The sequence below is a fragment of the Flavobacterium sp. WV_118_3 genome (assembly GCF_039778605.1).
Classification (GTDB): domain Bacteria; phylum Bacteroidota; class Bacteroidia; order Flavobacteriales; family Flavobacteriaceae; genus Flavobacterium.
Genome location: NZ_CP156060.1, coordinates 1,552,696 through 1,565,649, shown reverse-complemented (window position 1 = coordinate 1,565,649; position 12,954 = coordinate 1,552,696). Strand labels below are relative to the sequence as shown.

The following is a 12,954-nucleotide window of genomic DNA, read 5'->3' as shown; positions in this document are numbered from 1 at the left end:
TGGATTTATTGAGAAGTAAGATTCCAGAAACTGATTTTACGGCGTGTTGTAAACCCCAGTTTTTCATAAACGTTAATCGCTCTTGTATTGGATGAAGCAACATGCAGATATGGCGTTTTATTTTCCTGAAAAATACGTTGTGCCGCATGTGCTACCAGATGGGAAGCATATCCTTTTCCGGTATGCTCCGGATGCGTAATGACAGCGCTTATTTCGGTATACTGATCCATTTTCATGCGTTCGCCGGTAACGGCTATTAAAATGCCATCTTTAAAAATACCATAATAGTTTCCCATTTCTGGCGTTCTGGTTTTAAAATAACCGGGTTGTACCAAATTTACGAGTTGTAGCAGTGCGTCTTTATGAGTCGTATCCAAAGTAATGATTTCATCCTCTGAAACTACAGCAATTGGCTGCAACAATACCATCTGATCACAAACCAATTCATTTACCAGTTGTATCGTATCGCCATAAGATGGTCTTTCGCCCACAATAAAAAAGTTGTCGGTTAACCGGGCATAGTGGGCGATACCTTTTTCGGTTGATAATGGGGGTATAAAACCACCAAACGGACAAAAATCAGGATGATAGAATTGGATCCCATCCAATTCGAGGGCGAATGATCGGTGTGTTTCGGTTAACGAAAAGTAAACCGGATTGTCTAATTTATAAGCTGTTTCGGGCATATGGCGGATATTATTTCAAAAAAGCGGAACTACTCAAATTAACTCAAATAAAAAATAGCGTACAACAAAAAAAGTGAAATTAACAGAACGGAAGCGTGTAACCGTTGTCCGGATTCACCGGATGGGGAAAACTTTAAACGTACTTCAATTGCCCGTTATTGTCCGGTAATTGTAAACTCTCACAGCGATTAGGTTTGTTACATTTATCATAATTGTTAAATCGGGAGGAACTACACTTTATAAATTAAAAGTAAATCATGGAAACAAAAAGGTTGTATACTTTGGTAAAAGGTCGTTTTTTTAAAGAAATCAATCCGGAAAATGTGTTAAGGATTCATCGTGCTTTTCCGCATTATAATTTTGAAATTAAAATTGAAGATTCCATTTATGAAGTAAATATCAATGTCTACAATCGGGTTAAAGGCCATCCGGAGTTACGGGTATTGGCCACATCGGATCCGGATAGTGACTTGATCAACATAAAACCATTGGAAAAAGCGTTGGCATTGCCGGATGGTGTATATAACAATCCCGATAAAGAACTTGTGTTGGATTATCTGCGAGGGAATTATTTTGATTTGAATCGTTTTCAGGTTCCTTTTAAACCCGCAGGTGAACAGGAAGAGGACTATTTGCTACAATTATTGAAGCAACATGTTGAATTGGCGCAGAAGAACGATTATTCCTTTTGTATTTGGGGAAAAAGCTATACCGATAATCAAGGCTCCATAATACGGAATGGAATTCACGACATTCATATGAATCAGGGATCTGAGATGGCGTACCAAAATAGTATCTGGCAGGATGGTGCTTTGGTTATTACTGATGCCAAAGAAATCAAGTTTGCCTGTTTTCTCGGGTTTATAACGCAATGTTTAATAACAGATGATAAAGGAGATTGCAGTAAGGATTAGTATTACACCACACCTGACAGGTTTCTAAAACCTGTCAGGTGTTATGCAATATTGATTTTAAATATAAAACGGCTTCTGTTAATTCGGTTTCGTTTAACGAAGCAAATCCAAAACGGAAAGCATTTTGTTCGGAATCCATTCTGGCGATATGGAAATAATCGGATGTTTTTAAACGCGATAACGAATAGCCTTTGCGTAACCGGATCCAGATAGCCATACCACCGGATGGTAAGGTGTAGGAAATATAGGGACTTAAGTGTTCTCGTAATAAGGCATCCAGGAAATCCCTGCGTTGATGGTAGCACTTTTTCGCTTTTTTAAGATGCCGTTTGAGTTCTCCGTCCTGTATTAATGTTGCCAAAGCATTCTGCATATAACCATCGCCACCCACGTCGATTAACTTTCGGAGTGCGGTACATTGGACAATAAAATTTTGCGGAGCGATCATAAACCCCATACGGAGCGACGGATCCAGTATTTTCGAAAACGAACCAATATAAATCACATTTCCGTTATGTCCGCTGCTTGCCAGGGGGAGGTAAGGGGATGAGGTATAATGGTAGTCGTAATCGTAATCGTCTTCAATGATCGTAAAAAAATACTGTTTGGATAATTCCAGTAATTTCATGCGTCTTTCTACGCTAAGAGTAACCGTTGTCGGATAATGATGGTGCGGAACCACATATACGGCATTAATTTTTTTCTTCCGACAAATCAACTCGATGGCATCGGTGTCGATTCCATTGGCATCAACATTCACTTTTAGAAGTTGTGCTCCGGTTTGCTGAAAAACCTGATCGGCTACAGGATAATTGGGCTGGCCTACAATGATACGTGCATCGGAATCTAATAATAATTGAGCGGCCAGATAAATACTCATTTGCGCTCCATGGGTGATCAATATGTTATCGGCAGTACAATTCAATCCGCGGGTTTCTGATAAATAAGTAACCAATGTTTCCCGGAGTTTTACGGTTCCCTGTGCTGTACCCGTATTGGCTGTTTTGATGGCATATTTTCGGGAGGTATTCGAACGATAGGTTTTCAACAAAGCGGCAATTGGCGATAAGCGTACATCGGGATACCCGTCGTCAATAGTGATATCAGGGATTTTAGTGGCCGTATCGTATTCTGTATTTTCGATGATCTGACGAAACGGAAGTTCCAGAGTATTGTAATATCCGGTCTGAGAAGTGGTTTTCTCCCAGGATTGCGGCTTGAGTAGCGGAATTCGTTCCGAAACGCTAACCTGTTTTCGTGGAACAACACTAATCCAATCCTGCGCCTGTAGCTCGTCGTATGCGGCGATAACCGTTTTGCGGTGTACGTGCAAGGTTTTTGCCAGCTCCCGACTACCCGGAAGTAACATGCCTGCCTTTAAAGAACCCTTTCGTATGGCGGTACTAATACTCATGGCAATTTGCCGGTAGACAGGAGTTTTGCTTGTTTTATCAAGGGTGATAATATGTTCGAATGGAATCATCTGGACTACTATATATGTTAAAACTGGATTACAAAGGTAGTCCTATTTAAAACTACTTTTGTCCTGTTAAATCAAAATAATTATAGGACTATGAATTACAAAATTAAAAAAGCAAGCCTGGAAGATCTGGATGAAGCAGCTGCTTTATTTGACCTTTACCGTGTTTTTTACCGACAGGAATCGGATGTCGAAAAAGGAAAAGCATTTTTAAAGGAACGTTTTTTAAACAGTGAATCGGATATTTTTCTGGCCGTTGTCAACGGAAAAGCCGTGGGGTTTGTACAGCTTTATAAGCTATTTCATTATACAAAATTGCAAAAACAATGGTTGTTAAGCGATTTGTACGTACATCCGGACTATAGAGGACAAGGTTTGTCTGTCGCTTTGATCGATCGCAGTAAGCAATGGTGTGCCGAAACCGGCGCCTGTGGATTGATGTTGGAAACCGAAAAAACGAATGACATCGGAAACAAATTATATCCGCGATGTGGTTTTGAATACGATGGACTACACAATTACTACCATTGGTGGCACTAATTTTTGGAACGGCAAATAGTAACTGTTTGTCGTTTTCTTAAAATTCAAAGGCCGGATAGCTGAGTGGTTAGGCGAAGGAATGCAATGCCTTATACAATGGTTCGAATCCACTTCCGGCCTCAATAGATAACAAGTAATGCATTAAGAATATGGAAGAAGATATCTTGATCAATTTGCAAGAAATTAGGGATCGGATAAAAAAAGTTGCGGTTAAAAGTGAGCGTGATCCGGCTGAAATCCGTTTGTTATTGGCAACGAAAACGGTACCGGCGAATCGGATTAAAGTAGCGTTGACGGCCGGCCAAACTTTAATAGGGGAGAATAAAGTACAGGAAATCAAAGAGAAATACCAGGATTTAAAAGCCATTCCGCATACGAATCATTTTATCGGACACTTACAAACCAATAAAATTAAGGACATTTTAAAATACGATATTTCCTGTATTCAGTCGTTGGATCGTTTGGATTTGGCGGCAAAATTGCACCAGCGTTTGTTGTTTGAAAAGAAAACAATGGAAGTACTCATTCAGGTCAATACTTCCAATGAAGAGAGCAAATTTGGAGTTTCTCCGGACAAAGCAATAGCCTTGGTACAAGAAGTAGCCCAATTCGAAACCCTAAAAATCAAAGGACTAATGACGATTGGATTGTTTAGTGCCGAAACCGAAAAAGTACGACACTGTTTCCGCCTACTTAAACATCTACAGGAACAAATTATAGCGTTGCAACTTCCTAATGTGGAAATGAAAGAACTTTCGATGGGAATGAGTGGCGATCTGGAAACGGCAATCGAAGAAGGCGCGACCATCGTTAGAGTAGGCACGGCCATCTTTGGACAACGAAGTTATCCCGATAGTTATTATTGGAACGAAAACACCTAGTTTTTTTACACCTGACAGGTTTCTAAAACCTGTCAGGTGTTGAGGTGTTGTTTAAACGGTTTTCGCATCAATCAGAATTGCCAATTGGATACAAGGCTGATCCGAACGATTGCTCCACGCATGATTTGTTCCTTTCTGAATTACGATATCGCCGGGTTTTAATACCGTTTCGCCTTCTTCCATGATCAAATACAATTCCCCGGAAAGGATAATAATATAATCCAGAGTATCGGTTTGATGCATCAGTGGATGTGGTTCTCCCGGTTGAACGGTAAGTCCCAGATCGCTATCGGGTGGTATCGTTACATATCGGAAATAGGTTCCGTTTTTCGGTGTTTGTGGGAATGCGGTATTTGGAATAAGGACTTCGTTATCCAGACTAACGGGCATTTGCTGCGTATTCCAAATATCGGAAATAATAAGTCCTTTAAAATGTTCAACGGCATTTTGTATCGTATTGTCTTCAATAATGGTGGATTTGCCGTCTTTTATTCCGGTCACCACGCGTCGGGGTATGTCTTGCATAAGATGTATTTTTTGGTAAAAGTAAAAGGGAAATACTATAAATTTGTTAAGGGTTAACTTTACGTAACTAGTTACCCGGAAGGAACTATGACACAAATAAAAGATCAGGGCATATTGCGCGAAACCAGTTGTAGCGAAGAACTTTTTGCGATTCGGGACAGCCTGGAAATCCTTGGCGGAAAATGGAAATTATTAATTTTGATTTACCTGAAAAACCGACAGGATCAATTGGTCCATTTTAAGATGATCGAACGTGGCATACAGGGAATCTCCGCAAAAATGCTCAGCAAAGAGTTAAAAGAACTCGAAATAAACGAACTCGTTACCCGAACCATTCAGGATACGCGTCCGATTACCGTGACGTACGCACTTACTGACTACGGAAAATCGGTTATTCCGGTTATTGAGGCCTTGGTACAATGGGGTTTTGATCATAGAATGATGATTAAAAAAACACGATAAATTTTAAACCTGCTTGTATCGTTAAACCGGACAAGTTATGAGTCCTGTCAGGTTTTATTGTATTTCGGAGTGTTAAAGTTTTTGTATTTATGTATTCAACTACGTAGTTTTGTAATGTAAATATAAAACAACTATGGAAATTCGCATTCAACCCATCGGAAATGAATACTCGACTGCGGCAATAGACCTGATTTTAAGTATTCAGCAAAAAGAGTTTAACGTCCCGATTACAATAGAGGATCAACCGGATTTGTTACAAATAGAAGCCTTTTATTATGAGGGTGGAGGTGCTTTTTGGGGCGCTTTTCACAACGATGAACTCGTAGGAACTATTGCTTTGATCAAATATGCCGATCAGGAAGGAGCGATTCGAAAAATGTTTGTCAAAAAAGAATTTCGCGGAAAAGAATACCGTATTGCCCAACAATTACTCGATATTTTAATAGCCTATTGTCACGAAAACGGAATACGACACGTATATCTGGGAACGATCACAATCTTAGAAGCCGCACTTCGTTTTTACGAAAAGAATAACTTTGTACGAATTGAAAAAAAGGACTTACCAGATACTTTTCCGTTAATGAGTGCCGATAATGTATTTTGCCATTTAAACCTGGACAAACAGCCATGAATATAATTGATGAATCCGGAATATTAGCCATTTCAACAAGGTTACAACGCCTTAGTGAACAACTTCGTAAAGACGGAGCGCAGGTCTATAAAGCCTACGGCATTGCATTCGAACCAAAATGGTTCCCTGTGATCTATACTTTGTACCATAAAGAGAAGCTGAGTGTCGTGGAAATCGCAAATGAGATAGGATATACCCATCCGTCTACGATTAGCTTACTAAAAGAACTTGAAAAACAAAAACTCATTCGTTCTGTAAAAGATAAGGAAGACGAACGCAAACGACGTATATTGTTAACATCCAAAGGTCTGGAACTAATCGAACAGATGAAACCCGTATGGGACGTTATTCGCATTGCTTTAAACGAAATTGCCGATAACCAGAATGCGTTGTTAGCAGCGATTACCGAAGCCGAAAATAAAATTGCGACCCAGAGTTTCCTGCAACGCGTTTTGCAATTAAAACAGGAACAGGAAAGTAAGACGATAGAAAAATAATATGTTTGAGCGGTACAGGTATTTTAATAAACCGCAAGATTCGGGTTTTATAAAAGAGGCGTATTGTCAATTTTTGCAGGGTAATTAAAAATAAAAACCATGCAGCGATTTCAAAACAAATTTGCCTTGATAACCGGAGGAACCAACGGAATGGGACTTGCCACAGCCCAACAATTTATAGCCGAAGGCGGACAGGTGATCATCACAGGGCGTAGTGCCGAAACGGTTAATAAAGCCATCACAGTATTAGGGTCAAACTGCCACGGTATAGTATCCAACGCAGGCAGTATGCAGGACCTGATGCAATTGCAACAACAAGTATACAATTATACTGATTCCCTTAATCTGATCTTTTTAAATGCAGGCTATGGTCGGTTTGCGACGATAGAACAGGCCGATGAGGTTCATTTTGACGAGTTGTTCAATATGTTGGTAAAGGGTCCTTTTTTTACCGTACAACAGCTTTTACCGTTATTACATCCGGGAAGTAGTATTGTTTTTAATACTTCTTTTGTGACGGAAGTAGGGATGGCTAATTTTTCGGTGTATTCCGCGGCAAAATCGGCAGTACAATCGTTTATTAAAACCTTTGCAGCCGAGTTAACGACTAAAGGTATTCGCGTAAACGGGATCAGTCCCGGTCATATCAAGACGAATATTTATAGCAATACAGGGCTTACAACCGAACAGATCGAAGGTGCTGTCAAGGCATTAATCCCAACGATTCCGTTCCAACGGCAGGGTGAACCTTCAGAAATTGCGAATGCGGTATTATTCCTCGCTTCAGAAGAAGCCTCCTATATTCACGGAACAGAATTAAAAGTAGATGCCGGTATTTCGGTAATCCGTTAAAAAAATGGTGACCATCCGGTCACCATTTTTTATATTGGAATCTGTAACTGTTGTTATTCCAAAAGTTTTTTAAGGGTTTCGGTCACTTTTTCCTGACCGTCTACAGCCGAATTGTAAATAAAACCATGCGTACCGCTATCCAGAACTTCCAGCGACCATTTGTCAAATTTATGTTCGTTATAGATTTTTAATACATCGTTGATCTTATAAGTGGCGTCATCTTTGGCATTGATACTGATGATCGGTCGGGTTGTGTCGAATTTGCTAAAATCCAATGTTTCAAATTCCAATTTCGGAATAGCCGAAAACGTATAGAATCCTTTAAATAGTTTCGGATGATGTTGGGCAAACCAAAAAGTGGCACGACCACCAACAGACATGCCGCCTAAGACCATATTTTTTTTATCGTATTTATATTTCGATTCAAAACCATTCAGAATTTGCATAATACCTAAGAAACTCTTTTCGTTGTTAAACCAGTTAAACGATTCCCGCGCGATAGGGTAAATTACAATCGCATTTAGGATTCGTGCCGTGGTAAAGATAGGTTCACTTTGCAACTCCGGATTTTCATAGAGTTCTTTAAAACTCATCGCTCCGGTGCCACCGTGAAGAAAAACAATCACCGGTAGTTTACTTTTTTGCTTCGGACTTTTCGGTACATACACCAGATATGGAAAATCGACCGTGTCGACTTTTTGAAAAAGCAAGGTGTACCCCGGTTTGATTTTGGCATTGTCGTACAGATTTTTTTTCCAGTCTTCGGCTACTTTTTGAATTTTTTCCTTGTTTGCGGTATTTCGGTTTTTCATTTCCGAAATGGTATTTTTCCATGCGTCTTTGGTATGTAGGTTCGCAAAATCCGGCATATTCTGAATAAATTCGATTTCATTGTCTTCCATTCCAAAACCCTTTGCAATTGCCTGTTGTAGCATTTTAATCGCCAGATCTTCCTCGTGGTTTAGATTGGCCGATAAAGCGGCATAGTAATACACAAAATAGTTGCTGATATCTTCCTGCGCAATCGCTTTTTGATACGTCTCGGAAGCCATTTTATAGTTTTTGGCGGTATAGGCATATTGCGCCTGACCGATTAGTTCGTTAAGATCCTGCGAAAAAGAAAGGAAAGGAAGAAGTAGGAATAGTATTTTTAGGGATTTCATAGTGTGTTTTGAAACTAATTATTCGAATTACAAATATATCCAAGTTCGGGAGATAAAATAAAATTGATCCTATAAAAAGAAGCTTATTAGTATGCTAATATTATGTCGAATACTCGATTATTCATGATTTGTTAAATCTATCCAAATAAAAAAGTGACACAGGAGTATCATTTTTTGTTTTATTTTTTTAAATCGAATTCTTCCGCAATAGTTATTCTTCTTTTTCCTTAAACCAATGTTTTACAATATCACTATCGTTACTATGAGGTGTTGGCTCAGCATCATTAACTTTAAATAATGTAGGTATTTGAACAGAATGACCAAATACTAGAGCGTGTTGTCTTGGTATTGATGGTAATCTAGTCATGATATTCGACGAGATATGTGGTGTCATTTGTCTTATATGTGACAAGTCATCTGGATTTTGAATTCTATGTACAATAAAATTACTACACTGAGACAAAACAGTTTTGGATAATTCGCTTGGTCTTTGAGACGACACCATTAAAAATATTCCATATTTTCTACCTTCTTTAGCGATTCTTTCAAATATCTTGTTTGCTTCTCCAAATGAAGTACTTTTCTTTTCAGAAATATATCTGTGTGCTTCTTCTAATATTAAGTTTACTGGGAAAGAATTTCGAGGTTCAATTTTTTTCAGTTTTTCAAAAACTAATCTTGAAATCACGCTAGAAATAACTTCTACAACTTCATCTTCTACCGCATTTAAATCAATTATTGATATTTGAGTTTTTTTTACGGTCTTATCTAGTCCCAAAATTTCATTGGTAAAATCCTCTATTTCTAGATCATTATCGTTTTTTGTTAAAAAATCATATTCGGAGCGCTCTCTTAAACTTTTATATCTTGTTAATAAAGTAGAGCAATAGTCTCTGATTTGTTTGTTCCCGTGATATTCTTCATATAAAATTGCTTCGTCTAAATGGTCTTCTAAATTTTTGAAATCAAATTTTTCAAAATTATATTTTGGAAATACAAATTGGTCAATGTTTATATACTTATTTACAGAAGTTTTAAATGCTTCTTCTTGTGCTGTACTACCGAAATTTCCATACCTTACATCATAATGTTGTAAACTGATGTCCGTAATACCAGATTTTGCAATTAAAGAAGAAATTCGTTGTCTTTTCGCTACTGGCGATTCCCAATTGTCATAGACATACATAATATTACTTCCATAAATATGATTTTTAGATATTGTATCCATACTCTGAGAAAAACCTAATGCGGATCTAAGTATAGGTAATTGTGATTTTTCACTTGCTTGCAATAGTAACGCCCATTCGTCGATATTTAAAAACCAATGCGGTAATTTAAAGTCAAAATATTCAATATTCTCTTTTAATTCAATATCACCAAAATCAAAATCTCCTTTTTTCTTAATGCCATTTATTGAAAAGTATTTAACTTCTATGTCTGGATTATCAATTTGACTAAATGCTTTTAAATATTCACCATTAACGTCAAAAAGCACGAATGAAGCACCAACAGCACTAAACTTTTCTTTTTTTAGTAGAGTTTGGAGCATAGAAGCTATTGTACAAGATTTTCCACTACCGGTATTCCCAAGCACAGATGAATGACCACCAAAAAAGCCATTGATGTCAATTTTTACTTTATAGTCAGGAAAAATAGTTGAAGTACCAATATCCAATAATTTAAGTCTAGTGTTGTTTGATACATCGTCTTTTATTAATTCATCATTTAGGTCGAAGATAGTATCAAGTTCTTCTTTTTTTATATACAGTACATCAGTGTAAAGTGTTGGAAAAACTGAAATTCCATATTTAAATTTGTTTTTTTGGATTGTACCAATTGGGTTAATATCCAAGTATTTTACAGAATTAGATTTGCTGAGAATTTGTTCTTTCTCACCTTTCCATCTTACGTCCGCATCTTTTTCTCGAACTCCAAAAATTTCTGCAACAATATAAAAATCTTGGTATGGGAGGATTACATAACCATTAATTTGTGCGTACTGATAAATGTTCTCAAAACCAGTTGTAGTAAAGTTTATGGATTGATTAAGTAATTCAACTGTGAATTTTTCAGAATTTATATTAATGAGCTTCCCTATAACTCTTTGTTTATCATCTCTTATCATTTTTGCTCCTCTGTTTTAGAATTAACTGAATTATGCAGTAATTCAATGATCTTTGAATTGCTCTCTTCAATCTTATTTTCCGTCCAATCCGGAAAGAGATTCTTTACGATTGTACTGAAGTAATGTAATGGTTTTTCAATATTGCCTATTACGGATAGATCATTTAAATTATCTGCTAAATTGTCGTCCATAATAGTTTCTTCGGATAACCTTTCTTTAATAATTTCATCAGGTGAAGTTTTTTCTTCAACTGGGACTATATTATTTGTAGGAACGGCTTCAACTTGTGCTAAATTTTCGTTAGGTGTTTCAACTTTAACTACCGGAGTAGGTTGTGTTATATTGTTACTTCCAATAATCCAAATGCGAGGATCATTAAGATTTATTAATTTATTAATTGCTTCTCTCTCAATTACTCCTTGCTGGGTTTGATATTTTGTATCACAGAATATGACTAATCTAAAAGTTGGAATTGTTAGTGCTTGATAAATGAGATTGTTAATATGCTCATCACTAAAACTATATCCCATTGTTATTAGAATACTTTGATTTTGAGTTATTCTTTTTTGAAACTCTCTAAACAAATCAGAGTAAGGAGAGCCAAGACTAGCATTTTGTTTTATGGGAGAGGGATAAATCATAAAATTGTGCTTTTTACTTTTGAGATATTCAAAATCAGTGTTCTGTAATTCTTCAATCTTAAAAAGCTTATTTGTTTCTTCAACTTCAACCCAATTTACAGAACCGTGTATTTTGAAAAGATATATGAAGCTATCTATCACACTCCATTTAAACGAACTGATATCCATTTGCTCTGCCAAAGCATAATTAAAAATAGAAGGATTAAAGTATCGTTTAATAAATCCTGAGAAACCATTAGTGTAAGTTATTCCTAATTCATCCATAGCTTTCTCGGAGTACAAATCATAGTTTGTAGTAAAGATGTTCGGTTTAGGTAAATTACTATCCCGTAAAGACAGTTTTCTGTAAAAGGATTGATATACATCTAAAATTTGATCATCTAATCCAGTATTTTCCTCATTAAGACATCTGTACAGAATATAATTTTTTGTTTGTTCAATGACTTCATCAACAGCAATAACCTCTTTAGAATTATGAATCTGATCTAGATAAAATCTCAAACTATAAAGAGTCCCCAAAAAAATTTCTAAATTATTCAAAAATGGCTCTTTTGTGTAATCTATATTATGTTTTGATAATAGATCAAGATGTTTTTTTTCAAAAACTAATTCTTGAAGTTTTTTACTTAAACTAGTTTTATTATTGATTCCTACATTAAAAAGAGTATCTGCTAATTCTTTCATTGTTGGGATACCGTTTTTGCCTAATGAGCATCCTGAACCAATAAGAAAGGAGAGGTTTCTAGATTCAAATGTTTTTGCCAGTTCCTTTTTGACATGGGTAATTTTTTCTTCAAAATTATTCGTGTTTTCTAAAATCTGTATTGCTCCCTTGTAAAAAAAATGTTCCATGTTAATTTGTTTTTATTTTCCTTCTATAAAATTTTATTTCTCTTTCTCCGAATCGGCCTCTACCTTTCCCAAAGTACATCTGGTATACTATATATATTACGATTGCATCAGGTAAGATTATATTCCAATCAAATATCATTTCATTTAAACGAAGAGAATAGTCTATATTATCATAAAAATTGCTTTTTAAGAGTAGATATAGCCAAATTAGCATGAAGAATTGACTAATTAATTCATTAATCTTTGAAACAGAAAATGTTTTTTGACTCGTATTTGTTTTGTATAACTTTCCTATTACATAGTCTTCGAGTATATCGACTACTTTTTCCCAATGTCTTTGCCATACTTTACTCCCTTTATTGATTAATAACCAACCTAAAGCTGTTATAAAGCCTAAACAAATAATGTAATGAGTATAATGGTTTTTGTCTTGGACTAAATCTTTATTTGATGCAACTGCAAACAGTCCAGCTAAAACTATTGTTTGAAATGCCCAAAAATATCCCGCTCTTTTCCAATAGAGTTCAATTTCAAAGTTTTTTGATTCCCAAGCTAAATTGAAAACTTTTTCTTTTTTGTGTTTTGGTAAATTTTTAAAGTCATTTAGACCTTTTAAAAATTTCTTTTTGCTTATTACTTTACTCATATGCTAGCGTGTTGTTAATTTGCTAATGTTTTTGTCTGAAATACCTCTTTTTAATTATG

The 12,954-nt window shown here is 36.3% G+C and carries 14 protein-coding genes and 1 tRNA gene; 8 read left to right on the top strand and 7 right to left on the bottom strand.

Annotated features, from left to right (window positions below; translation table 11 throughout):
- Positions 1 to 5 precede the first annotated feature (5 nt).
- Positions 6 to 686, bottom strand: a complete 681-nt coding sequence (locus ABFU83_RS07225) for a GNAT family N-acetyltransferase (protein ID WP_347069865.1) — start codon at positions 684 to 686, stop codon at positions 6 to 8.
- Between the two features lie 257 nt (positions 687 to 943).
- On the opposite strand from ABFU83_RS07225, the gene ABFU83_RS07220 reads away from it, so the two are divergent.
- Positions 944 to 1,600, top strand: a complete 657-nt coding sequence (locus ABFU83_RS07220; protein ID WP_347069864.1) for a DUF2278 family protein — start codon at positions 944 to 946, stop codon at positions 1,598 to 1,600.
- A gap of 34 nt (positions 1,601 to 1,634) precedes the next feature.
- Here the strand turns inward: ABFU83_RS07220 and ABFU83_RS07215 are convergent, their stop codons facing one another.
- A complete protein-coding gene (locus ABFU83_RS07215; protein ID WP_347069863.1) occupies positions 1,635 to 3,083 on the bottom strand; it encodes a PLP-dependent aminotransferase family protein in 1,449 nt (482 codons plus the stop codon).
- A gap of 90 nt (positions 3,084 to 3,173) precedes the next feature.
- On the opposite strand from ABFU83_RS07215, the gene ABFU83_RS07210 reads away from it, so the two are divergent.
- The 3 genes from ABFU83_RS07210 to ABFU83_RS07200 all read left to right on the top strand — a co-directional run bounded on the left by ABFU83_RS07210 (position 3,174) and on the right by ABFU83_RS07200 (position 4,501).
- Positions 3,174 to 3,620 carry a GNAT family N-acetyltransferase gene (locus tag ABFU83_RS07210; RefSeq protein WP_347069862.1) on the top strand — a complete coding sequence of 149 codons (447 nt, stop codon included), beginning with the start codon at positions 3,174 to 3,176 and terminating at the stop codon, positions 3,618 to 3,620.
- Positions 3,621 to 3,669: 49 nt separating this feature from the next.
- Positions 3,670 to 3,740 (top strand) — tRNA-Cys (locus tag ABFU83_RS07205).
- Between the two features lie 29 nt (positions 3,741 to 3,769).
- Positions 3,770 to 4,501, top strand: coding sequence for a YggS family pyridoxal phosphate-dependent enzyme (locus ABFU83_RS07200; protein WP_347069861.1), 732 nt, complete (start codon positions 3,770 to 3,772; stop codon positions 4,499 to 4,501).
- A 51-nt stretch (positions 4,502 to 4,552) separates the two neighbouring features.
- Here the strand turns inward: ABFU83_RS07200 and ABFU83_RS07195 are convergent, their stop codons facing one another.
- Positions 4,553 to 5,026, bottom strand: a complete 474-nt coding sequence (locus ABFU83_RS07195) for a cupin domain-containing protein (protein ID WP_347069860.1) — start codon at positions 5,024 to 5,026, stop codon at positions 4,553 to 4,555.
- An 87-nt stretch (positions 5,027 to 5,113) separates the two neighbouring features.
- Between ABFU83_RS07195 and ABFU83_RS07190 the strand changes: the two genes are divergently transcribed.
- The 4 genes from ABFU83_RS07190 (at position 5,114) to ABFU83_RS07175 (ending at position 7,468) form a co-directional block, all read left to right on the top strand.
- The gene (locus ABFU83_RS07190) at positions 5,114 to 5,488 is read left to right on the top strand and encodes a helix-turn-helix domain-containing protein (RefSeq protein ID WP_136401319.1); all 375 of its coding nucleotides are present in this window, start codon (positions 5,114 to 5,116) and stop codon (positions 5,486 to 5,488) included.
- Positions 5,489 to 5,621: 133 nt separating this feature from the next.
- Positions 5,622 to 6,119 (top strand): GNAT family N-acetyltransferase, encoded by a 498-nt coding sequence (locus ABFU83_RS07185; RefSeq protein WP_347069859.1) that lies wholly within the window; start codon positions 5,622 to 5,624, stop codon positions 6,117 to 6,119.
- Entirely contained in the window at positions 6,116 to 6,616 is a 501-nt protein-coding gene (locus ABFU83_RS07180; protein ID WP_347069858.1) for a MarR family transcriptional regulator, read from the top strand. The genes ABFU83_RS07185 and ABFU83_RS07180 overlap by 4 nt, the downstream gene beginning before the upstream one ends.
- A gap of 99 nt (positions 6,617 to 6,715) precedes the next feature.
- On the top strand, positions 6,716 to 7,468 hold the full coding sequence (locus tag ABFU83_RS07175; RefSeq protein ID WP_347069857.1) for an SDR family oxidoreductase: 753 nt from the start codon (positions 6,716 to 6,718) through the stop codon (positions 7,466 to 7,468).
- 53 nt (positions 7,469 to 7,521) lie between these two features.
- On the opposite strand, the gene ABFU83_RS07170 is transcribed toward ABFU83_RS07175, so the two are convergent.
- The 4 genes from ABFU83_RS07170 to ABFU83_RS07155 all read right to left on the bottom strand — a co-directional run bounded on the left by ABFU83_RS07170 (position 7,522) and on the right by ABFU83_RS07155 (position 12,895).
- Positions 7,522 to 8,631: a hypothetical protein gene (locus tag ABFU83_RS07170; protein WP_347069856.1), complete on the bottom strand. Its 1,110-nt coding sequence runs from the start codon at positions 8,629 to 8,631 to the stop codon at positions 7,522 to 7,524.
- Positions 8,632 to 8,842: 211 nt separating this feature from the next.
- The gene (locus tag ABFU83_RS07165; RefSeq protein WP_347069855.1) at positions 8,843 to 10,756 is read right to left on the bottom strand and encodes an ATP-binding protein; all 1,914 of its coding nucleotides are present in this window, start codon (positions 10,754 to 10,756) and stop codon (positions 8,843 to 8,845) included.
- Positions 10,753 to 12,249 (bottom strand): SIR2 family protein, encoded by a 1,497-nt coding sequence (locus tag ABFU83_RS07160; RefSeq protein ID WP_347069854.1) that lies wholly within the window; start codon positions 12,247 to 12,249, stop codon positions 10,753 to 10,755. Before ABFU83_RS07160 ends, ABFU83_RS07165 begins: the two co-directional genes overlap by 4 nt.
- Position 12,250: 1 nt before the next feature.
- On the bottom strand, positions 12,251 to 12,895 hold the full coding sequence (locus ABFU83_RS07155) for a hypothetical protein (protein ID WP_347069853.1): 645 nt from the start codon (positions 12,893 to 12,895) through the stop codon (positions 12,251 to 12,253).
- Positions 12,896 to 12,954: the final 59 nt, after the last annotated feature.